Here is a 26,476-nt window from a genome sequence, read left to right as displayed (position 1 = left end):
CCCGGGATCCCGTCGGGGCTGCCGTGGCCGGCTCCTGACGCAATATTCGGTGCCGAGCAGTTGTTCGGTGATCAGGACGGTGTCCGATGGACCGGAAGCGGAGACAGACCATGACGACCACCCCCGAGAGCACGGGCCGGAAGTTCCTCTTCCTGCTGGCGAGCACCCGCGCCGACGGCAACACCGAGGCGCTCGCGAGGCGCGCCGCGGCCGCGCTGCCCGCCGGCGTCGAGCAGTGCTGGCTGCGGCTGGGCGATCTGCCACTGCCGACCTTCGAGGACATCCGGCACGCCGAGCGGAGCAGCTACCCCGAGCCGACCGGTAACGCCAAGGTGCTGCTGGACGCGACGCTCGACGCGACCGACCTGGTGATCGCCTCGCCGCTGTACTGGTACAGCCTGTCGGCCGGCGCCAAGCTCTACCTGGACCACTGGGCGGGCTGGCTGCGGGTCCCCGGCCTGGACTTCAAGGCCCGGATGGCCGGCAAGACCATGTGGGCCGTCACCGCGCTGGCCAGCGAGAACCCGGCGGCGGCCGACCCGCTGGTCGGCACGGTGCGCTACTCCGGCGAGTACCTGGGCATGGCCTGGGGCGGCGCGCTGCTCGGCCACGCCAACTCGCCCGGGCAGATCCTGGACGACGAGGCCGCCCTGCGGAGCGCGGACGACTTCTTCGTCCCGGCCGCGGTTCGCTGAGGCCGGGCGGGGGCCGCTCGGGCCGCTCGGTGGCTCCCAGGGGCCCCCGCTCGCCCGCCGGCCCTCCGCGCCGGTCGTCCAGGACGTAGGCGTCCGGGCGGTACACGTGCCCACCCGCCCACGCGCACGGCTGTGCGACTCCCGCCCAATTTCTGCGCGGATTCTGCCGCGACGCGAACCACCGGCTGACAAGTAGTACTCCATGACAGTACGAGTCAGCTGGAACGAGGTTGCCGGTGAGGACCACCGCCCGTACCACCATCCTGCTCCTGTCCGGTGTCGCCCTGGCCCTGGCCCTGGTGCCGTCCGGGGTGACCGGGGACCGGTCGGTGAGCGCCTCGGCGCCGGTCGGCGGGCCACCGGCGCCGTCAACCGGCGGCGCGGGTGCGCCCGGGCCGGCCTCCGCGTCGCAGCCGCCCTGGGACGGGAAGACCAGGGTGATCGGCGACGGCTCCACCTCCTACACCGGCCCGCAGCCCAACCAGCGGGCGGTGGCGAAGCTGAAGCCGGGGGAGAAGCCGCCGCAGTTCGTGGTGGTCTCCTGGGACGGCGCGCTGGAGGGCGACGACCACCTGTTCTCCCACTTCCGCCAGGTGGCCAAGGAGAACAACGCCCAGATGACCTTCTTCCTGAGCGGCATCTACCTGCTGCCGAACTCCAAGCGGGCGCTCTACCACCCGCCGCAGCACGGGGTCGGCGACTCCGCCATCGACTTCCCCACCAACGCCCACATCAAGGACACCCTGGCCCAGTTGAGTCAGGCCTGGGAGGACGGCGACGAGATCGGCACCCACTTCAACGGCCACTTCTGCGGCCAGGGCGGTGGCGGCGACTGGAGCACCGCGGAGTGGGAGAGCGAGACCCAGCAGGCCTACTCCTTCGTCGAGAACTGGAAGACCAACACCGGCTACACCAACCTGCCGCCGCTGCCGTTCGACTACCAGCAGGAGCTGGTCGGCGGCCGGGCGCCCTGCCTGGAGGGGCAGAAGACGCTGATCCCGGCCGAGAAGGCGATGGGGTGGCGGTACGACGCCAGCTCGCCCGGCGACTTCCAGCTCTGGCCGAACAAGATCGACGGGGTGTGGAACTTCCCGCTGCAGGAGATCCCGTACCAGGGGCAGAACTTCCAGGTGCTGTCGATGGACTACAACTTCCTGGCCAACCAGTCCGGCGGCGACAACGTCCAGGGCGACCCGAGCAAGTACGCGGGCTGGCTGAAGACCACCACGGACACCTACCTCAACGGGTTCGAGCGGGTCTACAACGGCAGCCGGGCGCCCTACTTCATCGGCAACCACTTCGAGGACTGGAACGGCGGCATCTACGTGCAGGCGGTCGAGAACGTGGTGAAGACCGTCTGCGGCAAACCCGACGTGCGCTGTGTCTCGTTCAAGGAGATGGCCGACTGGCTGGACGTCCAGGACCCCAAGGTGATCGCCCAGTTGCGCAACCTGGACCCGGGTCAGGCCCCGGACTGGTCGACCGTCATCAAGTGAGCGGCGGCGGCCGACCCGGATCGGCTGGGGGATCGTGTCGCCCGCCAGCCGTCGCCCGCCAGCCGTCGCCCGCCCGCCGTCGCCCGTCCGCTGCCCGCCGTCACCCGCCGGCGGGCACGGCCTTCATGTAGCCGCTCCAGACGTCGATCGGGTAGCCCGTGGCCGCCGTCGTCCTCGTCGGGTCGGGCCCGTCCAGCGGCTGCGGGGCCAGTGTGCTGAGGTCCATCCGGAACACCACCACCGCGGTGCTCAGCTGCCCGCTGTAGCCGATGAACCAGCCGGCCTTGTCGTCGGTCGTGGTGCCCGTCTTGCCGGCCACCGTCCGGCCGGGCAGCTGGGCGGCCTGGGCGGTCCCGTGCTGCACCGCACCCTGCAGCGCCGCGTCCACCTGGCCGGCCACCTGCGGGTTCAACGCCTGGATCGGGCTGGTCCGTTGCAGCGGGACCGGCCGGCCGTCGCGGGTGACCGAGGAGATCGAGTACGGCTCCTGGTGCACCCCGCCGTCCGCGAACGCGCCGTAGGCGTCGGCCATCCGGATCGCGCTCGGCGTGGAGTTGCCCACCGAGAAGGCCGGTACCTGCGGCCCCAGGCTGTCCGAGAGCAGCCCCAGATCGGTCGCGGTCCGTTGCACCCCGCCCAGCCCGACGTCCAGACCCAGCTGCTCCAGCGGCGAGTTGACCGACTGCTCGATCGCGGTCCGCAGCGGGATGCTGCCGTAGGAGCGGCCGCCGTCGTTGGCCGCCTTGACGATCCGCCCGTCGCGGTCGAAGTAGGGACCCTCGGCGGTCTGCATGGCGAGCTGGTCGTCCCCGTCGTACGGGGTGTCCGGGGTGACCGGACGGCGGACGCCGTCCGCTCCGTGCTGCGCGCCCTGGCTCAGCCCGGCCGCGTACACGATCGGGGCGAACGCCGAACCCACTTGGATGCTGCCGGAGTTGGCGTTGTCGTACCCCTGTTTGAGGTAGTCCGGGCCGCCGTAGACGGCGAGGATCCGGCCGTCCGTCGCCACCGAGGCGGCGCCCACCCGTAGCTGGTCGGAGCCCGGCTGCCGGGTCGCCGCGTCCTGCACGGCGGCGGTCAGCGCGGTCTCCTTCGGCTTCTCGAAGGTGGTGTGGATCTGGTAGCCGCCGAGGTCGAAGGCGGTGTCCGAGATGTCGCTGTGCGCGGCCAGGTAGGTGCGCGCGGTGTCCACCAGGTAGCCGGTCTGGCCCTGCAGGCTGGCCGGCTCGGGCGTCGCCCGCGGCTCGGGGAAGGTGGTGTACTGGGCCCGCTCGGCGGGCGTGAGTTTGCCGATCTTGACCATCCGGTCCAGGATCCACTGCCAACGGGCCACCGCCCGGGCGTGGTTGGCCGGGCTGATCGACGGGTCGTAGAGGCCGGCGCCCTTGAGTAGCGAGGCCAGGAAGGCGCCCTGGCTGGGGTTCAGTTGCGACGCGTCCACGCCGTAGTACGCCTGGGCGGCCCGCTCGATGCCGTACGCGCCGCGCCCGTACCAGCTGGTGTTGAGGTAGTCGTCCAGGATGTCGGACTTGCTCTTCGCGCGGTCCAGCTTGACGGCGATCAGGATCTCGGTGAACTTCCGCGACAGCGTCTGCTTCTGCGTCAGGTAGGCGTTCTTCACGTACTGCTGGGTGATGGTCGAACCGCCCTCGGTCTGTCCACCGGTGGCCATGGTCCAGACGGCCCGGGCGATGCCGCGCGGCGAGACCCCGGCGTCGGTGTAGAAGGTCTCGTTCTCGGCGGCCAGCGTCGCCCACTGCACCCCGTCCGGCACCTGGGAGAGCGGCACCTCCTGCCGGTTGACCAGGCCGGTGCGGGCCATCTCGGTGCCGTCCGCCCAGAAGTAGACGTTGTTCTGCTGGGTGGCGAAGGCGTTCAGGTCGGTGGGGATCCGGGTGTTCGCGTAGGCGTAGCCGACCAGACCGGTCAGCCCGCCGAGACCGAGCAGGGTCAGCAGCAGCAGCAGCTGCCGCCAGGACGGCAGCCAGCGCCGGACACCCCGCCGGCTGCGCCGCGGGTAGTCCAGGCGCGGCCGGCGCGGCGCGGGCGGGCGCCGCGACCCCGTGCGCCGGACCGCTCCGCCCCGGACCTCGGCCGTGTGCCGCTCATGGCGATCGCTGCCAGACATCTGCTCCCCGAGTGCTCGGTCCGATCAACCGATCAGCTGTCCGTCAGGTCGTCGGTCAGTTCGATCAGCTGCTCATATCCTTCAGACGCGTCGAGTGGCCCCGGAGGTCGCGCCAGGCGGCCGACGAGCCGGTCCCGGCCGGGTCGCCGCGCCGGCACCGCGCCGTCGCCCCGGCCCGCCCGGCCTCACCCGGCGTCCGCCGGGTGGCCCATGGCGGTGCCGGCCCCCGTATCGATCGAGGGCGGTGCTCGTTGGCAGGTTGACGGCGGTTGACGGCGGTACGGGGCGATCACGGGGAGCCGAGCGATGGAGCGAGACCGGCATGGCGCCGAGCGACGACCGGGCTTCCCGGCTGCGGTGACCGGGCTGGGCCTGGTGACCGCGGCCGGGATCGGGGTGGCCGCGAACTGGGCCCGGGTCCTGGCGGGCGTGCCCACCGCCGCCCGGATCTCCGAACTGGCCGGTCTGCCCTGCGACTTCGGCTGTACCGTGCCGGGCTTCGACGCCGAGGCGCTGCTCGGCGGGGACGCCGCGTGGAGCACCGACCGGTTCGTCCAGCTCGCGCTGGTGGCCGTCCGGCAGGCGCTGGCCGACGCCGGTTGGGACCCGGCGTGCTGGGACGGTGCCCGGGTCGGCGTGGTGTTCGGCAACTCCCACGGCGGCAAGCCGCTGTACGAGCGGCAGGTGCGCCGGCTGGCCGAGCGCGGCCCGTCGCTGGTCTCGCCGATGCTGGTGCCGATGACGATGGTCAACATGGTCGCGGGCAGTGTCGCCATCGACTGCCGGGCCGGCGGACCCAGCATGGTGACGGCCACCGCCTGCGCCTCCGGCTGCAACGCGGTCGGTACCGCGCGCGAGTGGCTCCGCACCGGCCGCTGCGACGTGGTGGTGGCCGGCGGGGCGGAGTCGGCGATGTCGCCCGCGCTGGTGGCGAGCATGTGCCGGATGCGGGCGCTGTCCGAGCGCCGGGACGACCCGGCGGGCGCCTGCCGGCCGTTCCACCCCGACCGCGACGGCATGGTCGGCGGCGAGGGCGCCGGCGTGCTGGTGCTGGAACGCGAGGACGACGCCCGGGCCCGCGGTGCCCGGGTCCGCGCCACCATCACCGGCTACGGCGCCGCCACCGACGCCTACCGCACCACCGCCCCGCACCCGGACGGCGCCGGCGCCGAACGGGCGCTGCGCGCGGCGCTGGCCGACGCCGGGCTGCGGCCCGCCGACATCGACCACGTCAACACCCACGGCACCGGGACGCGGCTGAGCGACGCGGTGGAATCCGCGGTGCTGCACCGGGTGCTGGGCCCCGGGCCGGCGGCCACCTCGACCAAGCCGGTCACCGGGCACACCCTGGGCGCCGCCGGGGCGATCGAGGCCGCGTTCACCGTGCTGGCGGCCGAGCACGGGCGGATCCCGCCGACCGCCAACCTGGACCGCCCGGACCCGGCCATCGCCCTCGACGTGGTCACCGGCCGGGCCCGCCGGACCGCCGTGCGGCACGCCGTGAAGACCTCGCTGGGCTTCGGCGGCCACAACGCCGCGCTGATCGTCTCCGCCTGCTGACGACTCCGGCCCGTCCGTTCGCCCGCATGCCGGGCCGTCGCGGCGCGCGCCGCCGTGCGCCGCACCCGTACGCCACCCACCCCCCGAGGACCAGTCATGAACGACACGCACCATCAGACCTACCGGCTGATCACCGGCCAGCTCGCCCGGCACTTCCGGATCGCGCCCGGCCGGCTGAGCCCGCAGACCACCTTCGAGAGCCTGCGGATCGACTCGCTGGCGCTCGCCGAGCTGGAGACCGCGCTGGAGGACGAGCTGGACCGCCCGGTGCGGGCCCCCGACGGCGCGTTGCGGGCGTCGCTCACCCTGGCCGAGGCGACCGCGGTGCTGCACGAGGTCCTCAACCCGCCGGCCGCCGGCCGGTGACCGTCCGCGCCGCCGTCCGTCTCGTCCGGGCGGCCACCCGCGGCGCCGTGCGCCGGGCCGAGCCGGTCGCGGTGACCGGGCTCGGGCTGCTCACCCCGGCGGGCGTCGGCGCCACGGCCAACTGGGCGCGGCTGCTGGCCGGCACCTCCACCGCGGCCGCCGACCCGCTGCTGGCCGGCCTGCCGGTCGGCTTCTCCTGCGCGGTCCCGGGCTTCGACGGGGACGCGGCCGGTCCCGACGGTCCAGCCGATTCCGATGGTCCCGCCGATGCCCATGGTCGGGCCGGTCCAGCTGGTCCCGACGGTTTCGACGCCGAGCGCGTGCTCGGCTTCCGCACCGCGCGCCGCACCGACCGCTTCATCCACCTCGCGGTGGCCGCCGCCCGGCAGGCGGTCGCCGACGCCGCGCTCGACCCCGCGGACTGGGACGCCACCCGGGTCGGCGTGGTGCTCGGCGTCGCCGCGAGCAGTCAGCAGCACCTGGACGAGGCCTTCCGGCGGATCCTGGACGGCCGGCACGGCGCGGTCAGCCCGACCATGTTCCCGCGCTCGCTGCCCAACATGGCCGCCGCCGAGATCAGCCTGGACCTGGGCGCCCTCGGCCCGGTCCACACCGTGGCCGCGGCCTGCGCCTCCGGCACCGACGCGCTCGGCCTGGCCCGCCACCTGCTGGCCGCCGGCGACTGCGACCTGGTGCTGGCCGGCGGCGCCTGCGCCGCGCGCGACCCGGCCACCGTGGACGGTTTCCACCGGATGCGGGTGCTCTCCACCCGCCACCACGACCCGGCCGGCGCCTCCCGCCCGTTCGACGCCGACCGGGACGGCTTCGTGCTGGGCGAGGGCGCGGCCGTGCTCGTCCTGGAGCGGGCCGGACACGCCCGGGCCCGGCGCGCCCCGGTCCGGGCGCACCTGGCCGGTTACGCCGCCGCCGCCGACGGCCACCACCCCACCACCCCGCACCCGGACGGCGACGGCCTGCTCCGGGCCACCCGCGCCGCGCTCGCCGGGGCGGGCCTGCGGCCGGCCGACATCGGGCTGATCCACGCGCACGGCACCGGCACCCCGCTGGGTGACCTCGCCGAGGCCCGCGCGATCCGCCGCGCCTACCGGGACGCCCCGCCGGTCACCGCGGGGAAGAGCGTCATCGGCCACACCCTCGGCGCGGCCGGCGCGATCCAGGCCGCGCACGCCGTACTGGCCCTCCAGCACCGGACGGCCCCGCCCACCGCCAACCTCGACCGGCTCGACCCCGCCATCGACCTCGACCTGGTCCACCGGGTCCCGCGCCCGCTGCCCTGCCGCGCGGTCGCCTGCCACGCCAGCGGCTTCGGTGGCCAGAACGCGGTCCTGCTGCTCACGCGATAGCGCCGCGGGCCGCTCAGACCGCGGCCGGCCAGCCCGTCAGCAGGTAGGCCCCGTACCAGCCGCCCGCCAGCACCACCGCCCCGGTGAGCGGCCAGGCGACCCGCGGCCGGGCCCGGCCCAGCGCGACGGCCGCGGGCAGCAGGAAGATCAGCGCCGGCACCAGCAGCCGCGGCTTGCACGAGTAGGAGCCGCTCTGGCCCAGCGCGATCGCCGTCACCAGCAGCCCGTACAGCGCCAGCGGCGGCCACGGCCGGGCCGGCAGCGCCAGCAGGCAGCCGCCGACCGCCGCCAGCACCAGCAGCGCGATGCTCAACTCCACCCAGCCGGTGCCGCCGGAGAGCCGGTCGCCGACGAAGTCCCAGGTCTGGGCACCCCAGTCGAGCGCGGTGCCCCAGCCCGACCGCTGGATCCGGAACCAGCCGTCCGGCGAGCCGGTCCGCCGGCCCACCCAGAGCAGGTAGCCCGGCGTCGCGGCACAGACGGCCAGCGCCGCCGCCACCGGACGCCAGCGCCACCGCCGCTCCCCGCGCAGCGCGAGCACCGCCGCCAGCACCAGCGCCGCCCCGACGGCGAGCCCGGCGCACCGGGTCAGCCCGGCCAGCACCCCGCAGACCCCGGCCGTCGCCCAGCACCCCCGGTGCGCCGCCAGCAGCGCGCCGGCCGCGCAGGCCAGGAAGACCGCCTCGCTGCCGCCCATCCCGAGCACCACCGCCATCGGCTGAGCGGCCGTCAGCGCCACCATGAACAGCCCGGTCCGCCGGTCGTGGAGCCGGCCGAAGAGCCGGTGGACGAGGACCGCCGCGACGCCCGCGGCCAGCCGGGAGACCAGCAGCGCGGCGTCCGAGAAGTCCAGCCCGGTCAGCAGGTGCGCGGCGCGGACGGCGGCCGGGAACACCGGGAAGAGCGCCAGCCGGCTCCCCGGCCCGGCCAGGCCCGGCGCGTCGTGCGGGAGCCCGGCCGGGTACCCGTGCTCGGCGACCGCCAGGTACAGCCGGCCGTCCCAGCCGAGCAGCAGCCGCCCGAGCGGCGGTGAGTCGGCGTCGCGCAGCACGGCGATCAGGCCCAGCTGCAGCAGGCAGACCGCGCCGAACAACAGTACGGGTGGGCCGAACTCGCCGGTCCACCGCCGCAGTACCGCGATCGCGCCGGGCAGTACGGAGTGCGGGCGGAGTGCGAAGGAGGCCATGGACGCGACGGTACGGGCGCCCGGCCGGCCGCCGGTCCGCACGACACCGACCGCTGGGCCGAAAGAGCAGCTGATCATCTGTTCGACAACGGGCCCTGGCGTCGTGATCCCGTCGAAAGGCGGACAGCCGTCCGCCGCCCGGCGCGGGTGCGGCGGACGCGCCGGGGACCGCGTCGATGATGACGGCATGCTGGTACCGCCGCCGCACCCCGCGCCCCTCCGCCGAACTCCCCTCCCCACCCGGGCCGTCGACAGCGGCTGGGCGGCCGCGCTGGCCGTCACCGCGCTCGCCGGGCTGCTGCGCTTCTGGCGGCTGGGCCATCCCCGCGCGGTGCTCTTCGACGAGACGTACTACGCCAAGGACGCCTGGTCGCTGCTCACCTACGGCTACGAGGGCAGCTGGCCGGACGACGCGGACGCCCGCCTGCTGGACCGCCCGCCGCACCTGGGCCTCACCGCCGCGCCGGAGTTCGTCGCGCACCCGCCGGTCGGCAAGTGGCTGATCGCGCTCGGCGAGGCGGCGTTCGGGCCGACCCCGCTGGGCTGGCGGTTCGTACCGGCGCTGCTCGGCACGCTGTCGGTGCTGCTGCTCTGCCGGATCGGACGTCGGCTACTCGGCTCGACCGCGCTGGGCTGCCTGGCCGGCCTACTGCTCTGCCTGGACGGGCTGCACTTCGTCCTGAGCCGCACGGCGCTGCTCGACATCACCCTGATGTTCTGGGTGTTGGCGGCGTTCGGCTGCCTGCTGCTGGACCGGGACACGCTACGAGCCCGGCTGGCGGCGGGGGTTGACGGCGGACCGCGCTGGTGGCGGCTGGCCGCCGGGACCTGCCTGGGCCTGGCCTGCGGGACCAAGTGGAGCGCCGGCTACTCGCTCGTCGCGTTCCTGCTGCTCACCCTGGCCTGGGAGGTCGGTGCTCAACAGCCTTGCGGCAGCAGGTTGTCGGCCATCCGGCGAGCCGCCCCCGGTGCGCTCGCCGCCCTGCTGCCGACCGCCGCGCTGACCTATCTGGCCTCCTGGAGCGGCTGGTTGGCCACCTCGGGTGGCTGGGACCGGGACTGGGCGGCCCGGCAGGGCCGGGTCGGCCCGCCGCTCGGCTGGATCCCGGCCGCACTGCGCGGTCTCTTCCACTACCACCAGGAGATCTGGGAGTTCAGCGTCCAGCTCACCACCCCGCACCGCTACCAGTCGGAGCCGGCGGACTGGCTGCTGCTCACCCGCCCGGTGTCGTACTTCTACCGGCTCACCGGGCAGGGCGTCGGCGGCTGCCGGGCCGACCAGTGCACCCGCGAGGTGCTCGCGCTGGGCACCCCGCTGCTCTGGTGGGTCGGGCTGGTGGCGCTCGGTTGCCTGGCCCACCGGGTGCTGTGGCGCCGGGACGGGCGGGCGGCGGCGGTGCTCTGTGCGGTGGCGGCGGGGTACCTGCCCTGGTTCCTGTACCGGGGGCGGACGGTCTTCTCGTTCTACTCGGTGGCCTTCGCGCCGTTCCTCTGCCTGGCGGTGGCGATGCTGGTCCAGGCGCCGGCCGGACCGGGCGGCCGACGGTGGGTCCGCCCGGTGGTCGCGGTGCTGCTGCTGGCCGGCGTGGCCGCCAACTTCGTCTGGCTCCTGCCGCTCTACACCGGCCGGCCGCTGCCGACGGTGGCCTGGCAGCACCGGATCTGGTTCGACAGCTGGGACTGACCCCTCAGCCCAGCGCCGGCACGGCCTGCGGCGGCGTCGGCCCGGCGTACCGGGCGGCCGGCCGGATGATCTTGCTGTCCTCGGCCTGCTCCAGGATGTTGGCGCACCACCCGACGATCCGGGCCGCCCCGAAGGTCGGCGTGAACATCTCCCGGGGCACCCCGCACCGGTCCATCACCACTCCGGCGTAGTACTCGACGTTGGTGAACAGCTCGCGCCCGGGCTTCAGCTCGGCCAGCGTGTCGAGGACCTGCCGCTCGACCTGGACGGCGAGGTCGGCGCAGCCGCCGCCCAACCGCTCGGCGACCCCGCGCAGCATCCGCGAGCGCGGGTCCTCGGTGCGGTAGACGGGGTGGCCGAAGCCCATGATCCGTTCGCCGCGCAGCACCCGCTCGCGGATCCACGGCTCGGCGCGCTCGGGGGTGCCGATCGCGTCCAGGGTGTCCAGCGCCCGGCTGGGCGCGCCGCCGTGCAGCGGGCCGGAGAGCGCGCCGAGCGCCCCGCTGACGCAGGCCGCGAGGTCGGCGCCGGTGGAGGCGATCACCCGGGCGGTGAAGGTGGAGGCGTTGAAGCCGTGGTCGATGGTGGAGGTCAGGTACTGCTCGATCGCCCGGGCGTGCTCGGGGGCGGGCTCCCGGCCGGTCAACATGTGGAGGTAGTTGGCGGCGAAGCCCAGGTCGTCGCGCGGGTCCACCGGGTCGAGGCCGCGGCCCACCCGGTACAGCGCGGCGATCAGGGTCGGCGCGAGGGCGCTGACGTACAGCGCGTCGGCCCGTCGGCCGGCCGGGTCGGTGTCGTAGAGCGGACGGATTCCGCGCAGTGCGGCCGCCACCGGCAGCAGCGCCCGCAGCCCGGCCAGCGGACCGTCCGCCGCCGTGTCGCGGGCCACCGGGGCGAGCAGCGGCCGCAGCGCGTCGGGGAGCCGGCGGAGCGGGACGGTCTCCGCGCCGAACGCGGCGCGCTCGGCGGCGTCGGCGGGCAGCGCGCCGTCCAGCATCAGCCGCCAGACGTCCTCGAAGTCGCGGCGCTCGGCCAACTCGATCGCCGAGTACTGGCGGTAGTGGTAGAAGCCCTCGCGGCCGCGGACGTCGCCGATCCGGGTCTCGGTGACGACCACGCCGCTGAGGCCGCGCGGCACGTCGACGGTGGTGATCTCGCGACGCGTGGGTGCGGGTGCAGGGGTGGCGGGGCTCGTCGCGGCAGAACTCGTTGCGTCAGAAGAGGTACTCATACTTGCGAATGTCGTCCACATGCTCAATCCTTGTCAACATTGATCCAGTCAACATGTATCGACGGAGGCGACGACATGCCGAGGCACCCCGAGAGCGGCGAGCCCATGCTGACCACCCGGCAGGCGGCGGCCCGGCTCGGCGTCAAGCCGGAGACGCTCTACGCCTATGTCAGCCGCGGCCTGATCGGCCGGGTCAAGGCGCCGGACGGCAAGGGCAGCCTCTTCCCGGAGGCAGAGGTGGAGGCGCTGGCCGTCCGCGGTACCCGCGGCTCGACCACCCGCCCGACTCCCGCCGAGCCGATCCGAACCGGCCTCACCCTGATCGAGGGCGACCGCCTCAGCTACCGCGGCCGGGACGTCGCGGCGCTGGCCGGCGCGGTCGGCTTCGAGGTCGTCGCCGAGTGGCTCTGGCGTGCCAAGGCGGTGCCGGACGCCCACTTCGACGCCCCGCCCGCCGCCCTCGCCGCCGCCCGCACGGCCGCCGCCGCGCTGCCCGAGCGGGCCCGGCTGGTCGACCGGTTCCAGGCCGCGGTGACCGCCGCCGCCATCGCCGACCCGCTGCGCTTCGACATCCGCCCCGCCGCCGTGATCGCCACCGCCCGGACCGTGATCGCCACCATGGTCGGCGCCGCCCCCCGCCCCGGCGGCGAGGACCGCCCGCAGGCGTCCGTCGCCGAGCGGCTCTGGCCCCGGCTCACCGACCGCCCGCCGACCGCCGCCGGTCTGCGCGCGCTGGACGCCGCCCTGGTGCTGTTCGCCGACCACGACGTGGCCGCCTCCACCTTCGCCGCCCGGATCGCCGCCTCGACCCGGGCCCACCCGTACGCCGTGGTGACCGCGGGCCTCGCGGTGATGGACGGCCCGCTGCACGGCGGCGTCGGCGCGGCGGTGCACCGGCTGGTCGCGGACGCGGTGGCCGGCGGCGACCCGCTCGGCGTGCTGGCCGAGCGCCTGCGCGGCGAGGCCGGAGAGGGCGGCGTGCCGGGCTTCGGCCACCGGCTCTACCGGACGCACGACCCGCGTGCCGAGGCGCTGCTGCGGCTGCTCACGCCGCTGCCCGACCCGGGCGGGGTGAAGCCGGCCGTCGACGCGCTGGCCGCCGCCGCGCGCGAGCGGCTGGGCAGCTTCCCCAACGTGGACCTCGCGCTGGCCGCGCTGGCCCACCTCACCGGGATGCCGGCGGACGCGGCCGAGGCGGTCTTCGCGGTGGCCCGGACGGCGGGCTGGCTGGCGCACGCGCTGGAGGAGTACCAGGCGCCGGCCCACCGCTTCCGCCCACAGGGCCTCTACCTGGGACCGGCCCGGGGAGCGGAGTGACCTCCGCCGCCCGGTAGCGTGCCGGCATGACCGACCTGGCAGTGCGCGAACTACGGATCCTGGTCGCCGTCGAGCAGGCACGGAGTTTCACCGCGGCGGCGGAGGCGCTCGGGCTGACCCAGTCCGCCGTCTCGCACGCGATCCGTACGTGCGAACGCAAGCTCGGTGCCGTCCTGTTCGAGCGCGGCCGGCTCGGCGCCCGGCCCACGCCGGCCGGCGAGCGCACCGCCGCGCACGCCCGCCGGATCCTGCGCCTGCTCGACGCGCTGCCCGACGAGGCGCGCGGTGCGAGCACCGGCGAGGCCGCCGGCCCGCTGCGGATCGCCGCCTTCCGCAGTGTCGCCGTGCACCTGCTGCCCGCCGTCGTCGAACGGCTCACCGCGCGCCACCCGGGCCTGGCGCCCGAGGTGCGGATCGTCCCCGAGCTCGGCCGCGGCACCGCCGGCGAGGTCGCCGACGGTCGCGCGGACCTCGGCATCGCGACCCTCGGCGGCGACCCCGAGCTGCCGGCCGGCCTGGTCGCGGCGGACCTCTTCGAGGAGGAGTACGCCCTGGTGCACCCCGCGGGGCGGGCCGACCCGCGCTCCCTCCCGCTGATCGACTGGGCGGAGAACTGCTCCTCCTACACCCGGGACTGGTGGCGCCGGCAGGACTGGCTGCCGCCCGCCACGGTGGACGCGGGCGAGGACAGCGTGGTGCTCTCGATGGTGGCCCGCGGCCTGGGAATGGCGATCATGCCGCGCTCCACCCTGCTCGACGCCCCCGCCCGGGTCGCCGTCACCGACCTCGGCCCCGACCGCCCGACCCGTCGGGTCGGCTACGTCACCACCCCCGAACTGGCCCGGACCCTCCCGGTCCGGGCCCTGATCCGGGAACTGCGTGCCGCGGCGCTCAGCTGAGCGGTTCGACCGCCAGCGCGTGCCGGAACACGTCGCGCGGGTCCCAACGCGCCTTCACCTCCCGCAGGCGCGGGTAGTCGTCCTTGTAGTAGAGCGTGTACCAGGGCACGCCGGAGGTGTTCCACGCGGGGTCGGCCAGGTCGACGTCCGGGTAGTTGATCTAGGAACCGTCGCTGACCTCGCCGGGCACCGGTACGCCGCCGGTCGCGCCGTACACGTCGCGGTAGAACTCGCGGATCCAGGCGAGGTTGGCCGCGTCGTCGGAGCCGTCGGTCCAGACCGTCTGGTACACCGCCTTCATCACCGCGTCGCGTTGGGCGACCGCGGTGGCCCCCGCCGGCACCGCTCCGACCTGGCCGCCGTACCCGATGAGCTGCATGCCGCCGCCCGGGCCACCGGTGGGGTTCGTCAAGTTCCGGTAGATCGCGTCGAGTTGGTCGTCGGTGAGGGAGCGGCGCAGATAGCCGGCCTTGAGCTTGTAGCGGCGGGTGACCACGTCACCGGGCTCACCGTTGCCCGACCAGGTCAGCACGTGCACCCACGGCATGGTCCGCCGGGCGTCGAGGGTCGGGGTGAGGCCGGTGCCGGCGGTCACCGCGGAGACGAAGTCGGTCACCATGCCGTCGCGTTCGGGAGGTCCAGCAGCATCCGCACCGCCGGGTCGGCGGTGAAGTTCTCGAAACAGTGCCCGCCGCTGCGTGCCGCCACCCGCCGCCCGGACCGCACCGCGTCCGACACCGCGCGGACCACCTGGTCGGTCGACCCGACCGCACGGATCTCGTCGGGCCGGCCCACGAACCGGAAGTTGTTGCCCCGCAGCAGGCCGTCGTACCGCAGGTCCCCGGGCCGCACCGACACCGGCCCGAACCCCGTCGGTTCCGGCCCGGTCCCGCCGTCCGCCGCCACGGCGGTCCCCGCCCCCAGCGTGCCGGCGGCCGCCACCGCACCGGCCGCGGCGAGCAGGCCGCGCCGACGGAGCAGCTGGTGATCCGGTCTCCCCATGACAACTCCCCCGCAGCCCACTGCACTTGGGCCCATCATGGCCGATCGTCCGCCAGGTCACCAGCAGTCGACCGCGGTTACCGCGCCCACTCCGGTGTCCACGTCCCCGCCTCCTCGCGGTCGGACCGCGCGGAGCCGAGGTACTCGCGTAGCGTGGCGAGCGCGGGGTGCGGGTTGTCGCGGTGCCATACCAGTGAGTGCGGGTAGACCGGTGTCGGATCCCGCAGGGCGATGCGCCGCAGGCCGTGGTCGGCGGGCCAGACGAGACGGGTCTGCTCGCCGACGAAGGTCGCCAGTGACCGGGAGTCGGCGATGGTGTCCAGCAGGGGCTCGGTGCCGAAGTCGGGTCCGGTGATCTCGATGGTGAGCCCGAAGGCGGCGGCGAGGTCGTGGTAGTAGGCGGCCCACTCGGTTCCGGGAACGATGCCGGGCATCCAGATCCGGTGCCCGGCGAGTTCGGCGGGCGTGACCGCGCGGGCGCCGGCGAGCTCGTGGGCCGGTCCGGTGAGCAGTTGGAGGGGCTCGTCGAAGGCCCGGGTGACCCCGATGTCGTCGGGCAGCCGCCGGCCGGGCATGGTGACGGCGCGGAAGGACGCGTCGATCGCGCCGGACCGGATGGCGTCGACGGCCGCGTCGGCGTCGAAGAGGGTCACGACGTCGAGCTCGGCCTCCGGGTGCGCGCGGTGGAAGCCGCGCAGCCGGGCCGCCGGGGCGAGCCGCCGGCCGATCACGTCGACGCGCAGCGCGCGGTGGCCGGGACGGACCGAGGCGAGAGCCCGCTCCTCGGCCCGCAGGAGGTCGCGCGCGTGCGGCAGGAAGGCCTGTCCGTCGATGGTGAGCTGGACCCCGCGCGCGGTGCGGGTGAACAGCCGCACGCCGAGGATCTTCTCCAGCGTGGCGACGCGTTTGGAGACGGCCTGCTGGGTGACCGACAATTCGGCGGCGGCGTCTTGGAACCGCCCCGCGTCCGCGGCGGCGACGAAGGTGCGAACGGCATCGAGATCCACGCCGGCCAGGGTATCTGCACAACGAGTGGTTGTGCCTTCCTGTCGGATCGGTTGTTTGATCTCGCCATCTGCTACTCGCTTTGATGCCGATGGTCAGCGTTTGGTTGTTGGGATCGGCGAGAGGTGCGTTGGGTATGCCGGGGAGGCGGGCGCTGGGGCGTCGGTTCGGGTGGCTGTGGGCGGCGTACGCGGTCAGCTCGTACGGCTCGGGGTTCGGCTTCGGCGCGCTCCCCCTGATCGCGGTCCTCGTGCTGCACTGCGGGCCGACCCAGGTGGCGGCGCTGGCCGCCGCGGGGCGGGCCGTGGGAGCCGTGGTCGCGGTGCCGCTCGGTCCGTGGATGGAGTTCCGCCGCAAGCGGCCGGTGATGATGGCGATGGACCTGACCCGGTTCGCGGCGTTGCTGAGCGTCCCCGCCGCGTTCGCGCTCGGCCGGCTCGGCTTCGCCCAGCTCCTCGTCGTCTCCGTCGTCGTGGCCGCGGCCGACATCGCCTTCAAGGCGGCCAGCGGTGCGTTCCTGAAGGCGCTCGTGCCGCCGGAGGACCTGCTCGTCGCGAACGGCCGCTTCGAGTCCACGACGTGGACCGCGACCGTGGTCGGGCCGCCGCTCGGCGGGGCCGCGATCGGGCTGTGCGGCCCGGTGACGACCGTGCTGGCCGACGCGGTCAGCTACCTGCTCTCGGCGCTGGGGATCCGGGCCATCGGCGGGACGGAACCGCGTCCCGCGCGGACCGGTACGCCGCGGCTGCGTGCGGGCGATCTGCTCGAAGGCTGGCGCCACATCCTCGCCCACCCCGTGCTGCGCCCGCTGTTCTTCAACTCGATCGTGGTCAACGGCCTGATCATGGCCTCCGAGCCGCTGCTCGCCGTACTCCTGTTGGGCCGCCTCGGCTTCGCGCCCTGGCAGTACGGTCTCGCGTTCGCGGCCCCCTGCGTCGGCGGCCTCGTCGGCTCACGCCTCGCGCGCCCGCTCGCGGCGCGGTTCGGGCAGCACAGGGTGATGCTCGCCGTCGGGGCGCTGCGTGCGTGCTGGCCCGTCGGACTGGCCTTCGTCCAGCCCGGCGTCCCCGGGATCCTCCTCATCGCCGCCGTCCAACTCGGCCTGGTGACCTGCTGCGGCCTGTTCAACCCGGTGCTGGCCACCTACCGGCTCGACCACACCCACCCCGACAAGGTCGCCCGGACCCTGTCCGCGTGGTCGATCAGCAGCAGCGCCGCCATCGCGACCATGACCGCCGTGTGGGGTTCGCTCGCGGCCGTCACCGGCCCCCGCGCCGCCATCGCGATCGCCGGTCTCCTCCTGCTGGCGACCCCGTTGCTGCTGCCCCGACACGAGCGCGCGCCGCGACCCGAGCCGGAACTGGCCCCGAACCACGCGGTCTAGCGGCCCGCGCGAGCCCTGTCACCGAAGGTGGTGGATTATCCACGGATCGTGCTTGACGGGCCGTGTCGCGCTGTACTGTGGCCGCCGAAGCGGGTCGCCCCTTCCGGACGGAGGGGCGAGCCCGGGCAGGTGTTGAGAGCACCCGGCCGGGCTCTTCACCCGTCGAGTGGGACAAAGGACCACTGACGAATGCTCGGGAATGTCACCGCGCCCGCGCGCGACCTCACCCGGATTGCCAACTCCCTGGTGTGGGACGACGATCTCTCCGACGCGGCCTTCCGGCTCCTCGTGCGGTCGTTGGCACTCCCGGACGTCCGGGCCCGCGCGACCACCGTCACCAAGCTGGCCGCCGGCCTCTCCGGCGGGCGGATCACGGCGGACCGGGCGCGCCGTCAACTCAGCTGCGCCGGACTGCTGCACAGCACCAAGTGGCGCGACGCGACCGGCCAGGTGCGCACCGAGTCCCTGGTGTCCAGCGTCCCGCTCGGCGCCGAGGAGGCGGACCGCCTCTTCACCGCCCACTTCGACCGTGGCGCGGGACCGGGTGCCGGGAAACCGATCTCCGGCGCCACCGAGGTACGGGCACCCGGCACCGCCCTCCCTACGGGAGGAAGACCGGAGGAGAAGACTTCCCCCCTCCCGGTCCCGGACCTCGGCCCGGACGCCCTGGTCGCGGAGCGGGTGCTGACCTCGCTGCGCCGTACCTCCCCCCAACTCGTCCTCGGCGGACGGGAGGTGCGACGGCTCGTCCCGCTGGCCGTCGAGTGGTTGGCCCGAGGTGTGACCCCGGAGGGCCTGCGCCACGCCCTCACCGCCGGCCTGCCCGAACCCGTGAAGTGCCCGGCCGCGCTGGTCAGTTCCCGCCTGCGCGAGAAGCTGCCGGAAGCCCTGCACGCCGGCCCGGCCGTCCCGCTGAACGACTGTGCGGGCTGCGGGTGTTCCTGCCACCCGCTCACCGGCGAGGAACGGTGCGGGGGTTGCGGCACCGGAACCGCCGCCAGCAGCCAACCGCCCACCCGGGAGGCCGGCTTGGGCTGGCGTGAGCGCGTGGCCCTCGCCACGGCCGCGGCCCTGCCCACCTAGCGCGTCGACGCCTCCTCAGAATCCGGTCAGGGTGGTCTTGCCGATCGCGGTGCCCGACTCCAGGACGCGGTGGGCCTCGCGGAGGTTGGCGGCGTTGATCGGGCCGAGGTCCCGGGTGGCCGTGGTGGTGAGGACGCCGGTGTCCACGAGCCGCGCGACCTGGGTGAGGATGTGGTGCTGCACGTGCTGGTCCGGCGTCTGGAACATCGAACGCGTGTACATGAACTCCCAGTGGAACGAGGCGCTCTTCGCCTTGAGCGCACCGATGTCCAGGGTGTCGAAGTCGTCGATGGCGACGATCTGGCCGAAGGGCTTGAGCACCTCGGCGTAGGCCGGGAGGTTCCGGTCGGTGCCGGCCGTGCCGAAGATGTAGTCCACGCCGCCCGGCGCGACCTTGGCGAGTTGCTCCACCAGCGGCTGGTGGTGGTCGACCACGCGGTGGGCGCCCATCCGGTAGGCGTACTCGACGGTCTCCGGGCGGGAGGCCGTGCCGATGACCGTCAGGCTGGTCAGGACCCGCGCCAACTGGACGGCGATGGCGCCGACGCCGCCGGCGGCCGCGGTGACCAGCACGGCGCCGGTCTTCTCGAACGCGCCGGTGCGCAGGCCCATGCGCTCGAACAGGCCCTCCCAGGCCGTGAGCGCGGTCAACGGCAGCGCGGCCGCCTCACCGAAGGAGAGCGAGACGGGCTTCGGGCCGACGAGCCGCTCGTCCACCACGTGGTACTGGGAGTTGGCGCCCGGCCGGTCGAGCGCGCCGGCGTAGAAGACCTCGTCGCCGACCTTGAACAGCTCGACCTCCGCACCGACCGCGACCACGGTGCCGGCCGCGTCCCAGCCGAGCACCTTCAGGTCACCCGCGGGGTCGACGTTCTGGCGGACCTTGTAGTCGACGGGGTTGACGGCGATGGCCGCCACCTGGACCAGCAGGTCGCGCGGGCCGGGCTGCGGGACCGGCAGCTCGACGTCCACGAGGCTCTCGAGGTCGTCGATCGGCAGGCTCCTGCGGTAGCCGACGGCGCGCATCGTGGTGTTCTGACTCTGGTTCGAGTTCTCGCTCATGACAGTCTCCAGCTCTTCGGGGTGGCCGGGGGCGGGTGGGCCGGGTGCGGTGGGGCGTGCCCGTGGCGTCGTCCGGGGCGCCTTGTTACGGGAGGAGTTCCGGGTGGGTCGCAAGATAGCGGTCGGCGGCCCGCAACGGGGTGAGGCCGTCCGCGTTGATGAGGGTGTCGAGTTCCTCGATGCCGTCGTTCCCCAGGTGGAGCGTGTCGAGCCGGGAGACGGCGTCGGGGTGGATGAGGTCGAGCGCCGCCCGGCGGATGACGGGGCTCGCCGCGTCGACGGTGCCCAGCAGTTGCCTGGGGTCGGCGATGGGCCGCAGTCGGTGGAGGCGGTTGAGGTACTGCGGGCGCCAGAGCGGGATGACGAACCACTCCTCGTCGGCGATGCCTCGCTCGACCCGGGTGATGAAGCCGGACTCGGTGCCGGGGGTGAAGGTGTAGCCGAACCGGTCCAGGCCGTACTCGGTCACCATCCGGGCGGAGAAGCGGCTGATGCCCGCTCCGGGGTTGATGCCGTCGATCGAGAGGGTCATCCGGTCGACCACCTCCGGTCGGGTGAGATCGGCGACCTCACGGACCGTCCCGGCCGGTACGTAGGGTGGCACCGCCCAGACGCAGTACGGGTGGTAGTGCGGTGCGAGCACCTGCACGCGGTCGCGGTACCCGGACAGGTACGTGTCGTGGCTGGAGGGCAGCCAGGCGGAGACGAGCACGTCGACCTCGCCGGCCGCCTGTAGCCGGAACAGTTGTTCGTGCGGTGCCTCGATGCCGTTCACCTGATGGCCGTGGGCTTCCAGCACGCGGCGGGCGACGGCCGCCGCGGCGCGGTGGAAGGACAGCGCGATGTTGCCCACGGTGATCGCGGGCCTGGGGGAGTGCGTGGTCATGGCGCTTCCTGTGGTGGGTACAGGGCGTTGTGCAGGGTCGATATCGCCTGTGCGGTGGCGTCGCGGGCCGCCCGGGTGCCGCGCAACGCGTCGAGGACGACGAAGGCGTGGACGGTGCCCCGGTAGCGGACGGCGGTGACGGGGACGCCGACGGCGCGCAGCTTCGCGGCGTACGCCTCGCCCTCGTCGCGCAGCACGTCGGCTTCCGCGGTGATGATCAGAGCCGGTGGGAGACCGGCCAGTTGGTGCGGTTCGGCGCGCAGCGGAGCCGCGGTCGGCTCGTCCCGCAACGCCGGGTCCGGCACGTACTGCTGCCACAACCACCGCAGGTAGTCGGCGCTCTGGAAGTACCCTCGCGCGAACTGCCGGTAGGAGGGGGTGTCGCAGTCCGCCGACAGAGGCGGGTAGAACAGCACCTGCTGGACGAAGGAGAATTCGCCGTGCTCCTTGGCCAGCAGGGTCAGGGCGGCGGCCAGGTTTCCCCCGGCGCTGTCGCCGACGACGGCCATCCGGGCCCCGTCCAGGCCCGCCGCGGCACCGTGGCGGGTGACCCAGCGGGCCACGGAGCGCGCCTGTTGGAGGGCGGCCGGGTAGGGCGCCTCCGGGGCCCGGTCGTACTCGACGAAGACCACGGCCGAGCCGGTCCCCGCCGCGAGCTCGCGCAGCAGCCGGTCGTGGCTGGTCGCGCTGCCGGCGATCCAGCCGCCGCCGTGGAGGTAGAGGATGACCGGCAGGGGCCCCGGCAGCGGTTCGGCGGGCCGGATGACGCGTACCCGTACCGGTGCGCCGGGGCCGGGCACGGTCAGGTCCTCCACCTTGGCCCCGGGGCGTCTCACGTCCGCGCCGGACTGCGCCCGTTCCAGGCGGGCGCGGATCTCCGACACGGGCAGTCGGCGCTGGTCGGGCCCGGCGGCGGCCCGGTCGGCGAGCTCCCGCGCGGCTGGGTCGAGGACCGGCGGCGGCAGGTCGGGCACGTCGGACATGGCGGCTACTCCAAACACTTGGTGGCGGCGACCGGCGCGGGTGCGGCCCCGCGCCGGGCCGCCGGCCGTGGGTCAGCCCTGCGGCAGCTGCAGCGGAACGAGCGGGACGATCGACTCCTCCACGACCAGGCCCGCCGCGACCGCGGGCAGGGTGGCGAAGATCTCGCGGGCGGCCTCCACCGACTCGGCGTCCACGATCAGGGCCGCGCCGACGAGGTCCGTGCGGTGGTAGCCGTGCACGATCACGCCGGCCTCGACGAGCTCCTTGGCCCGGGCCAGCTCGGCGTCGATGACCTTGGCGAAGTCCGCCTCGGTGGCGTGCGCGGCTGCCGCGAAGGTGGCGAGAACGCTGGTCTTGGGCTGGTCGGACATGGTGATCACTCCTGGTGGTCTGGGGCGGGGTCCGTGACGAGGGGGCATGGACGCCCGCCCCGTGCGGTGTGACCTCATCCTGCGAAATCCGACAGCCATCAGTCCAAGGAATGTTTTCTATCAAACCCATATGCTGAACACATGGCTACTCTGCGGCAGCTCGAATACCTCGTGACCATCGTGGACGAGGGCTCGTTCACCCGCGCCGCCGAGCGCCTGCACATCACCCAGCCCGGGCTGTCCCACCAGTTCCAGGCCCTGGAACGAGAGCTCGGCGGGCCCCTGCTGGAGCGCCTGCCGCGCGGCGTGCGGCTCACTCCGGCCGGTCGCGCGATGATCCCGCACGCCCGCGCCGCCCTCGCCGACGCCGAGCGGGCCGCCAGCGCCGCCCGCCGGGCCACCGGCGTCACCGACGGGGAACTCCACCTGGCCACGCTCTACTCGATCAGCTTCGGCGTGCTCCCCTCCGCACTGGGGATCTGGCGCGGCGACCACCCGGGCGTGCGGGTCCGCCTGTTCGAACACCGGCGCACGGACGACCTGATCGCCGCCATGACCGCGGGCCAGGCCGACATCGCCCTCGGTCCGCCGCCCACCGGCTGGGAGGGCCCCACCCGCTACATCGGCACCGAGGAGTTCCTGGTCGTCACCCACTCCGGCGACCCGGCGGCCGCCTCGGGTCACGCGCCACGGATCCGTCTGACCGACCTGGCGGACCGGGAGTGGGTGCACTTCACCCCGGACAGCGGGCTCGCCGACATCCTCGACCAGGCCTGCGCCACCGCCGGATTCCGCCCGCGGATCGCCGTACGCACCGAGCAGGCCCCCGCGGCGGCCAACTACGCGGCGGCGGGACTCGGCCCCACCCTCGTCCCCGCCAACACCATCCCGCCGCACTTCGGCGGCGTACTCCGGCGCCCCGACCCTCCGGTCAGCCGCCCCCTCACCGCATACACCCGGACCAGCCCCGACCCCATCGCCACCGCCTTCATGGAGACCCTCGCCGAGCAGGTGCTCCTGACACCGCCGCACGTCCACAACCGCCTGCGCCCAGCGGCCCGCCCGGCCTAGGTGACGGCGTCGAATGCTGCCGCTGACCGGCTGCGGTCACGACGATCCCCAGGGCGGTGATCCCTCCAGCTCTTCCACCCGGACGGGCCGGTTCTCGTCGCGTTCTCGTCGCGCCCGGAGTCGGGCGGCTACCCGCCGGCGCAGTCCGGGAGAGCCGCGACCGCCGCCTCCCACGGGTACGTGGAGGCACCACCCTCGCGTGCCACGTGCGGGGTGAAGCCACCCTCCCCGAGCAGTACGGTCACTCCCGCTCCTCGCAGGAGCTCCACGCTGCGGGCGTGGGCAGGGTGGGCCAGCTGCGCGGCATTGGTGTACGGCAGGGCAACGAGCGGCAGTCGCAGCCCGATCGCCTCCGTGATCAGTCCGAGCGCGAGCGTGTCGGAGATCCCCGCCGCCCACTTGTTGATCGTGTTCGACGTGACCGGGGCCACCAGCATCGCGTCGGCCGACGGCAGGACGTCCGGCTCGGTCGGCATCTTGTACTCGGAGCGGACCGGGTGGCCGGTCACTCTCTCCAACTGCGGGATCTCCTCGGCCAGCCAGCGCCGAGCCGTGGGGGTCAGGACGAGGCACACGTCCCAGCCCGCCGCTTGGCAGGCCTCGATCCCGGTGCGGATGGCGCGGGTCGGAGGTGCGGCGCAGGCGATCAGGTACAGCACGCGCGTCGTGGTCATGCGGGCAGTCCACACCGGACGGTCCGCCCGTGCAAGGTCTCGTCGATGGGGGAGAACCTCAATCGCTGGGTGCTGGAGGCCAGTTGACGGTCCCGGTTCCGGCGTGAGCGGTTTCGTCCCCACCCCCCCCCGGACGCGCCGCTGCTCCCCGCCGTCAGTTCCGCGAGCCGTCGGCCATGCCCAACCCGAGCCGCACCGCGCGCTCCACGGGGGAGTGGGCACCGTCGCGGCGGTCCAGGTCCAGCAGGCCGGTGGGCATCAGCGGGGGCTGGGCGATGAACCTGGCGGCGCTGCCGCGGTTGGGCTGGGCGGCGTGGATCAGGAACGGGTGGCACAGGTAGACGTCGCCGGCCCGGCCGGTGGCGAGCGCGGTCGGCCGATCCGGTGCGTCGAGCCGGCCCGCGGCGTCCATGGTCCCGCAGAGGTCGAAGAGGTCCATGCCGCGCTCGCCGGCGGCCTTCAGGAAGGGTGGGACGTCGAGGTGCGAGCCGACCTTGATCCGGGTCGGCCCGTGGTCGGCGTCGACGTCGGAGAAGAGGAACAGCATCAACAGCGCCCGGTCACGGGACCGGAGGTTGAGCCAGTAGCTGGTCCCGCCCTCGGGGGTGTAACTGCCGTCCAGGTGCCAGCCGGTGTCGCCGGGGTCGTCGGGATGCGGGAACCGGATGGGGAAGGTGCCCAGGCCGGTGCGTGGCACCCAGCGGCCCGCGCCGACGAGTTGGTCGAAGGCGCCGTGCAGACGGGCGGTGGTCGCCGCCCGCTGGAACGGCTCGTCCCCGTAGCCGTCCAGCCTGATGACCGGCTGGGTCCAGGTCGCGGGGTCGTCGGGATCGAGCCCGGTCTCACGCCACAGGAACGCCCGGCACTCCTCCGCCAGCGCACGTGGGAACGCCTCCGGAAGACGGACGAAGCCATCGGTGACGAACCGCTCGATCTCGTCCGCTGTCAGCACTTCACGCATGCCCGTGATTCTCGGCGGGCTGCCGAGGACCCGCAACCGAAATTCCCGCAGCGGGCCCGGGCCCGGGCGCTAGGCTCCTCCGCCGGACGACCACAGGATGGGGAGAGACCACGTGCCACAGGCGAGACCGCTGCCGAACGTCACCGATGAGCGCCTCTGCTGGCTCGTCGTGCGTGACGAACTCCGCACGAAGAGCAGCAAGTTGGGTGTCTTCGGATGGATCACGATCCTCGGCGGCGGACGGCGGGGCGGGGCCGCGCTCGGCGGGGACCTCCGGCGCGAGCGGGTGTCCGGCAGGATGGGCGACTACGCGCTCGCCGTGGACGACGCCGCGACCACCCTCTCCGCCGACGAGCGCGGGCACCTGCGGGCCACCGGGCAGGTCCCCGAGTGGTTCATGGCCGACGTCGAACGTCGCTACCAGGAGATCCGCCGACGGCGTTGATCGCGACGGGCGCAGAATGAGTCGCATGACGACGAATCAGTCAGGCGACCCCGACTCCACCACCGTCGACGCCTGGGCCGCCCTCGGCGGTGCGCCCGGGCTGGCGGCCGGAGTGGCCTACCACGGACCCGGCGGTGCGCTGCCCTCCCGCCTCCCGGTGCGCGAACTGGCCCGGGCGACGGTCGGGGTGTGCTCGCTGGCGGCGGCCGAGCTGCTGGCCCGGCGCAACGCCGGCCCGGTGCCCGCCGTGCGGGTGGACGAGGGTGCGGTGGCCACGGCGTTCGTCAGCGAGCGGCACCTGCGGATCGACGGCGCCCCGGTGACCACCTTCGCGCCGCTCTCCGGCTTCTGGCCGACCGCGGACGGTTGGGTCCGCACCCACGCCAACTACCCCCACCACCGCGCCCGCCTGCTGGCCGCCCTCGGCCTCCCGGACCGCGGAGAGCGGGGCGACGAGGAGAAGACGGCGCGGCGGCTGGCCGCCGAACTGGCCGGCCGCCGCGCCGACGAGATCCAGGAGACCGCCTACCCGGCCGGCGCGCTCGCCGTCGCCGTGGTGCCGCCGCCCGCCCCGGGCCCGCCGCACCCGCTGGTCGAGCGCCACCCGGCCCCCGCCGCCGCCCGCCCGCTGCCGCCCGCCGAGCTGCCCGCCGCCGGCGTCCGGGTGCTCGACCTGACCCGGGTGATCGCCGGGCCGGTGGCGACCCGGACGTTGGCCCTGCTCGGCGCGGACGTCCTGCGGATCGACTCGCCGCGCCTGCCCGAGAGCGCCGACGCCCACGCGGACACCGGCTTCGGCAAGCGCTCGACCCGCCTTGACCTCGAACTCCCGGCCGACCGCGCGGTGTTCGAGCAGCTGCTGGAGACGGCGGACGTCGTGGTCAGCGGCTACCGCCCCGGTGCGCTGGACCGGCTCGGCCTAGGCGCCGACGAACTGCTCGCTCGTCGGCCGGAGTTGGTGGTGGCGGAGCTGAACGCCTGGGGCTGGCACGGCCCGTGGGCCGCGCGCCGCGGCTTCGACAGCCTGGTGCAGGCCGGCGTCGGGATCGCCGCCCTGGAGGCCGGCCCGGACGGCGGCCCGGGGGTGCTGCCCGCCCAGGCGCTCGACCACGGCACCGGCTACCTGCTGGCCGCCGCCGTCCTGCGCGCGCTCACCGACCGCCAGGAGACCGGTGCCGGTGCCCGGCTCCGCCTCTCGCTCGCCGGCACCGCCGAGTGGCTGCGCGAGCGGATCGAGCCGGTGGGCGGCCGGCTGTCCGACCGGGCGGACGAACCGTACGACCCCGCGCGCTGGCTGGCCGAGACCCGGACGCCCTACGGCCTCCAGCGCTACGCCCTGCCGCCGATCGGCTACCGGGGCGCCCCCGCCGCCTGGGCGCACGGCCCGGGTCGCTGGGGTGCCGACCGCGCGGAGTGGAAGAAGCGGTAGCAGGCCCCGGCCGTCCACGCTCCGGACGGCCGGGCGACCGGTGGAGGCTCACTCCGGCGGCGTGCGGCGGCGGTTGGACGTCGCGATCGGGGCTGGGGGGGGGGGGGGGGGGGGGGGGGGGAGCAGGGGGGGGGGGGGGGGGGGGGGGGGGGGGGGGGGGGGGGGGGGGGGTGGGGGGGGTGGAGGGGGTCTG

Annotated in this window: 26 protein-coding genes; 13 read left to right on the top strand and 13 right to left on the bottom strand. The window is 74.5% G+C overall.

Annotated elements, in window-relative coordinates; translation table 11 throughout:
* Positions 1 to 110 precede the first annotated feature (110 nt).
* Together ACZ38L_RS19895 and ACZ38L_RS19890 are read left to right on the top strand one after the other, a co-directional pair.
* Entirely contained in the window at positions 111 to 695 is a 585-nt protein-coding gene (locus tag ACZ38L_RS19895; RefSeq protein WP_465694942.1) for a flavodoxin family protein, read from the top strand.
* A gap of 236 nt (positions 696 to 931) precedes the next feature.
* Entirely contained in the window at positions 932 to 2,191 is a 1,260-nt protein-coding gene (locus ACZ38L_RS19890; protein ID WP_465694938.1) for a polysaccharide deacetylase family protein, read from the top strand.
* A gap of 100 nt (positions 2,192 to 2,291) precedes the next feature.
* On the opposite strand, the gene ACZ38L_RS19885 is transcribed toward ACZ38L_RS19890, so the two are convergent.
* Positions 2,292 to 4,319: a transglycosylase domain-containing protein gene (locus ACZ38L_RS19885; protein ID WP_465694934.1), complete on the bottom strand. Its 2,028-nt coding sequence runs from the start codon at positions 4,317 to 4,319 to the stop codon at positions 2,292 to 2,294.
* Positions 4,320 to 4,625: 306 nt separating this feature from the next.
* Here ACZ38L_RS19885 and ACZ38L_RS19880 point away from each other — a divergent pair, with 306 nt between their 5' ends.
* The 3 genes from ACZ38L_RS19880 (at position 4,626) to ACZ38L_RS19870 (ending at position 7,609) form a co-directional block, all read left to right on the top strand.
* Positions 4,626 to 5,879 carry a beta-ketoacyl-[acyl-carrier-protein] synthase family protein gene (locus ACZ38L_RS19880; protein WP_465694930.1) on the top strand — a complete coding sequence of 418 codons (1,254 nt, stop codon included), beginning with the start codon at positions 4,626 to 4,628 and terminating at the stop codon, positions 5,877 to 5,879.
* A gap of 96 nt (positions 5,880 to 5,975) precedes the next feature.
* Positions 5,976 to 6,245, top strand: a complete 270-nt coding sequence (locus ACZ38L_RS19875) for an acyl carrier protein (protein WP_396556497.1) — start codon at positions 5,976 to 5,978, stop codon at positions 6,243 to 6,245.
* Positions 6,242 to 7,609 carry a beta-ketoacyl-[acyl-carrier-protein] synthase family protein gene (locus tag ACZ38L_RS19870; protein WP_465694924.1) on the top strand — a complete coding sequence of 456 codons (1,368 nt, stop codon included), beginning with the start codon at positions 6,242 to 6,244 and terminating at the stop codon, positions 7,607 to 7,609. Before ACZ38L_RS19875 ends, ACZ38L_RS19870 begins: the two co-directional genes overlap by 4 nt.
* A 13-nt stretch (positions 7,610 to 7,622) precedes the next feature.
* Here ACZ38L_RS19870 and ACZ38L_RS19865 read toward each other — a convergent pair whose 3' ends face one another.
* Positions 7,623 to 8,795 carry a hypothetical protein gene (locus tag ACZ38L_RS19865; RefSeq protein ID WP_465694920.1) on the bottom strand — a complete coding sequence of 391 codons (1,173 nt, stop codon included), beginning with the start codon at positions 8,793 to 8,795 and terminating at the stop codon, positions 7,623 to 7,625.
* Positions 8,796 to 8,982: 187 nt separating this feature from the next.
* Between ACZ38L_RS19865 and ACZ38L_RS19860 the strand changes: the two genes are divergently transcribed.
* The gene (locus ACZ38L_RS19860) at positions 8,983 to 10,479 is read left to right on the top strand and encodes a dolichyl-phosphate-mannose--protein mannosyltransferase (RefSeq protein WP_465694916.1); all 1,497 of its coding nucleotides are present in this window, start codon (positions 8,983 to 8,985) and stop codon (positions 10,477 to 10,479) included.
* A 4-nt stretch (positions 10,480 to 10,483) separates the two neighbouring features.
* Here the strand turns inward: ACZ38L_RS19860 and ACZ38L_RS19855 are convergent, their stop codons facing one another.
* Entirely contained in the window at positions 10,484 to 11,710 is a 1,227-nt protein-coding gene (locus ACZ38L_RS19855) for a citrate synthase (RefSeq protein WP_465694914.1), read from the bottom strand.
* Between the two features lie 75 nt (positions 11,711 to 11,785).
* Here ACZ38L_RS19855 and ACZ38L_RS19850 point away from each other — a divergent pair, with 75 nt between their 5' ends.
* Positions 11,786 to 13,027: a citrate synthase gene (locus ACZ38L_RS19850; protein WP_465694910.1), complete on the top strand. Its 1,242-nt coding sequence runs from the start codon at positions 11,786 to 11,788 to the stop codon at positions 13,025 to 13,027.
* A 26-nt stretch (positions 13,028 to 13,053) separates the two neighbouring features.
* Positions 13,054 to 13,926 (top strand): LysR family transcriptional regulator, encoded by an 873-nt coding sequence (locus tag ACZ38L_RS19845; protein WP_465694906.1) that lies wholly within the window; start codon positions 13,054 to 13,056, stop codon positions 13,924 to 13,926.
* On the opposite strand, the gene ACZ38L_RS19840 is transcribed toward ACZ38L_RS19845, so the two are convergent.
* From ACZ38L_RS19840 to ACZ38L_RS19825, 4 genes are all read right to left on the bottom strand, one after another.
* Positions 13,919 to 14,035 carry a BBE domain-containing protein gene (locus ACZ38L_RS19840; RefSeq protein WP_465694902.1) on the bottom strand — a complete coding sequence of 39 codons (117 nt, stop codon included), beginning with the start codon at positions 14,033 to 14,035 and terminating at the stop codon, positions 13,919 to 13,921. The genes ACZ38L_RS19845 and ACZ38L_RS19840 overlap by 8 nt on opposite strands.
* A 51-nt stretch (positions 14,036 to 14,086) precedes the next feature.
* Positions 14,087 to 14,545, bottom strand: coding sequence for a hypothetical protein (locus ACZ38L_RS19835; protein ID WP_465694898.1), 459 nt, complete (start codon positions 14,543 to 14,545; stop codon positions 14,087 to 14,089).
* Positions 14,539 to 14,928, bottom strand: a complete 390-nt coding sequence (locus tag ACZ38L_RS19830) for a hypothetical protein (RefSeq protein ID WP_465694894.1) — start codon at positions 14,926 to 14,928, stop codon at positions 14,539 to 14,541. Before ACZ38L_RS19830 ends, ACZ38L_RS19835 begins: the two co-directional genes overlap by 7 nt.
* Positions 14,929 to 15,005: 77 nt before the next feature.
* Positions 15,006 to 15,935, bottom strand: a complete 930-nt coding sequence (locus ACZ38L_RS19825; RefSeq protein ID WP_465694890.1) for a LysR family transcriptional regulator — start codon at positions 15,933 to 15,935, stop codon at positions 15,006 to 15,008.
* Between the two features lie 134 nt (positions 15,936 to 16,069).
* Here ACZ38L_RS19825 and ACZ38L_RS19820 point away from each other — a divergent pair, with 134 nt between their 5' ends.
* Together ACZ38L_RS19820 and ACZ38L_RS19815 are read left to right on the top strand one after the other, a co-directional pair.
* On the top strand, positions 16,070 to 17,317 hold the full coding sequence (locus ACZ38L_RS19820) for an MFS transporter (protein WP_465694888.1): 1,248 nt from the start codon (positions 16,070 to 16,072) through the stop codon (positions 17,315 to 17,317).
* Positions 17,318 to 17,506: 189 nt separating this feature from the next.
* Positions 17,507 to 18,400, top strand: coding sequence for a hypothetical protein (locus ACZ38L_RS19815; RefSeq protein ID WP_465694886.1), 894 nt, complete (start codon positions 17,507 to 17,509; stop codon positions 18,398 to 18,400).
* Between the two features lie 15 nt (positions 18,401 to 18,415).
* Here ACZ38L_RS19815 and ACZ38L_RS19810 read toward each other — a convergent pair whose 3' ends face one another.
* The 4 genes from ACZ38L_RS19810 to ACZ38L_RS19795 all read right to left on the bottom strand — a co-directional run bounded on the left by ACZ38L_RS19810 (position 18,416) and on the right by ACZ38L_RS19795 (position 21,703).
* Entirely contained in the window at positions 18,416 to 19,462 is a 1,047-nt protein-coding gene (locus ACZ38L_RS19810; RefSeq protein WP_465694882.1) for a zinc-binding alcohol dehydrogenase family protein, read from the bottom strand.
* An 85-nt stretch (positions 19,463 to 19,547) separates the two neighbouring features.
* Entirely contained in the window at positions 19,548 to 20,348 is an 801-nt protein-coding gene (locus ACZ38L_RS19805; protein ID WP_465694877.1) for a glycine betaine ABC transporter substrate-binding protein, read from the bottom strand.
* Positions 20,345 to 21,331, bottom strand: a complete 987-nt coding sequence (locus ACZ38L_RS19800) for an alpha/beta hydrolase (RefSeq protein WP_465694873.1) — start codon at positions 21,329 to 21,331, stop codon at positions 20,345 to 20,347. Before ACZ38L_RS19800 ends, ACZ38L_RS19805 begins: the two co-directional genes overlap by 4 nt.
* A gap of 72 nt (positions 21,332 to 21,403) precedes the next feature.
* Positions 21,404 to 21,703: a YciI family protein gene (locus ACZ38L_RS19795; RefSeq protein ID WP_465694869.1), complete on the bottom strand. Its 300-nt coding sequence runs from the start codon at positions 21,701 to 21,703 to the stop codon at positions 21,404 to 21,406.
* Positions 21,704 to 21,844: 141 nt separating this feature from the next.
* On the opposite strand from ACZ38L_RS19795, the gene ACZ38L_RS19790 reads away from it, so the two are divergent.
* Positions 21,845 to 22,774: a LysR family transcriptional regulator gene (locus ACZ38L_RS19790; RefSeq protein ID WP_465694866.1), complete on the top strand. Its 930-nt coding sequence runs from the start codon at positions 21,845 to 21,847 to the stop codon at positions 22,772 to 22,774.
* 128 nt (positions 22,775 to 22,902) lie between these two features.
* Here ACZ38L_RS19790 and ACZ38L_RS19785 read toward each other — a convergent pair whose 3' ends face one another.
* Together ACZ38L_RS19785 and ACZ38L_RS19780 are read right to left on the bottom strand one after the other, a co-directional pair.
* Positions 22,903 to 23,448: a flavoprotein gene (locus tag ACZ38L_RS19785; RefSeq protein WP_465694861.1), complete on the bottom strand. Its 546-nt coding sequence runs from the start codon at positions 23,446 to 23,448 to the stop codon at positions 22,903 to 22,905.
* A gap of 154 nt (positions 23,449 to 23,602) precedes the next feature.
* Positions 23,603 to 24,409: a phytanoyl-CoA dioxygenase family protein gene (locus ACZ38L_RS19780; RefSeq protein WP_465694858.1), complete on the bottom strand. Its 807-nt coding sequence runs from the start codon at positions 24,407 to 24,409 to the stop codon at positions 23,603 to 23,605.
* 112 nt (positions 24,410 to 24,521) lie between these two features.
* Between ACZ38L_RS19780 and ACZ38L_RS19775 the strand changes: the two genes are divergently transcribed.
* Positions 24,522 to 24,854 (top strand): hypothetical protein, encoded by a 333-nt coding sequence (locus ACZ38L_RS19775; protein ID WP_465694856.1) that lies wholly within the window; start codon positions 24,522 to 24,524, stop codon positions 24,852 to 24,854.
* Positions 24,855 to 24,879: 25 nt separating this feature from the next.
* A complete protein-coding gene (locus tag ACZ38L_RS19770) occupies positions 24,880 to 26,283 on the top strand; it encodes a CoA transferase (protein ID WP_465694852.1) in 1,404 nt (467 codons plus the stop codon).
* Positions 26,284 to 26,476: the final 193 nt, after the last annotated feature.

The organism is Kitasatospora sp. NPDC024654 (genome assembly GCF_055559155.1).
This window is presented reverse-complemented; position numbering and strand designations above follow the sequence as displayed.

What these genes read in the sequence shown, in the direction of transcription:
- ACZ38L_RS19895 (WP_465694942.1), top strand. Translation starts at nt 111, where the DNA reads ATGACGACCACCCCCGAGAGCACGGGCCGGAAGTTCCTCTTCCTGCTG.
- ACZ38L_RS19885 (WP_465694934.1), bottom strand. Translation starts at nt 4,319, where the DNA reads ATGTCTGGCAGCGATCGCCATGAGCGGCACACGGCCGAGGTCCGGGGC.
- ACZ38L_RS19880 (WP_465694930.1), top strand. Translation starts at nt 4,626, where the DNA reads ATGGAGCGAGACCGGCATGGCGCCGAGCGACGACCGGGCTTCCCGGCT.
- ACZ38L_RS19875 (WP_396556497.1), top strand. Translation starts at nt 5,976, where the DNA reads ATGAACGACACGCACCATCAGACCTACCGGCTGATCACCGGCCAGCTC.
- ACZ38L_RS19865 (WP_465694920.1), bottom strand. Translation starts at nt 8,795, where the DNA reads ATGGCCTCCTTCGCACTCCGCCCGCACTCCGTACTGCCCGGCGCGATC.
- ACZ38L_RS19860 (WP_465694916.1), top strand. Translation starts at nt 8,983, where the DNA reads ATGCTGGTACCGCCGCCGCACCCCGCGCCCCTCCGCCGAACTCCCCTC.
- ACZ38L_RS19855 (WP_465694914.1), bottom strand. Translation starts at nt 11,710, where the DNA reads ATGAGTACCTCTTCTGACGCAACGAGTTCTGCCGCGACGAGCCCCGCC.
- ACZ38L_RS19850 (WP_465694910.1), top strand. Translation starts at nt 11,786, where the DNA reads ATGCCGAGGCACCCCGAGAGCGGCGAGCCCATGCTGACCACCCGGCAG.
- ACZ38L_RS19845 (WP_465694906.1), top strand. Translation starts at nt 13,054, where the DNA reads ATGACCGACCTGGCAGTGCGCGAACTACGGATCCTGGTCGCCGTCGAG.
- ACZ38L_RS19835 (WP_465694898.1), bottom strand. Translation starts at nt 14,545, where the DNA reads ATGGTGACCGACTTCGTCTCCGCGGTGACCGCCGGCACCGGCCTCACC.
- ACZ38L_RS19830 (WP_465694894.1), bottom strand. Translation starts at nt 14,928, where the DNA reads ATGGGGAGACCGGATCACCAGCTGCTCCGTCGGCGCGGCCTGCTCGCC.
- ACZ38L_RS19820 (WP_465694888.1), top strand. Translation starts at nt 16,070, where the DNA reads ATGCCGGGGAGGCGGGCGCTGGGGCGTCGGTTCGGGTGGCTGTGGGCG.
- ACZ38L_RS19815 (WP_465694886.1), top strand. Translation starts at nt 17,507, where the DNA reads ATGCTCGGGAATGTCACCGCGCCCGCGCGCGACCTCACCCGGATTGCC.
- ACZ38L_RS19810 (WP_465694882.1), bottom strand. Translation starts at nt 19,462, where the DNA reads ATGAGCGAGAACTCGAACCAGAGTCAGAACACCACGATGCGCGCCGTC.
- ACZ38L_RS19805 (WP_465694877.1), bottom strand. Translation starts at nt 20,348, where the DNA reads ATGACCACGCACTCCCCCAGGCCCGCGATCACCGTGGGCAACATCGCG.
- ACZ38L_RS19800 (WP_465694873.1), bottom strand. Translation starts at nt 21,331, where the DNA reads ATGTCCGACGTGCCCGACCTGCCGCCGCCGGTCCTCGACCCAGCCGCG.
- ACZ38L_RS19795 (WP_465694869.1), bottom strand. Translation starts at nt 21,703, where the DNA reads ATGTCCGACCAGCCCAAGACCAGCGTTCTCGCCACCTTCGCGGCAGCC.
- ACZ38L_RS19790 (WP_465694866.1), top strand. Translation starts at nt 21,845, where the DNA reads ATGGCTACTCTGCGGCAGCTCGAATACCTCGTGACCATCGTGGACGAG.
- ACZ38L_RS19785 (WP_465694861.1), bottom strand. Translation starts at nt 23,448, where the DNA reads ATGACCACGACGCGCGTGCTGTACCTGATCGCCTGCGCCGCACCTCCG.
- ACZ38L_RS19780 (WP_465694858.1), bottom strand. Translation starts at nt 24,409, where the DNA reads ATGCGTGAAGTGCTGACAGCGGACGAGATCGAGCGGTTCGTCACCGAT.
- ACZ38L_RS19770 (WP_465694852.1), top strand. Translation starts at nt 24,880, where the DNA reads ATGACGACGAATCAGTCAGGCGACCCCGACTCCACCACCGTCGACGCC.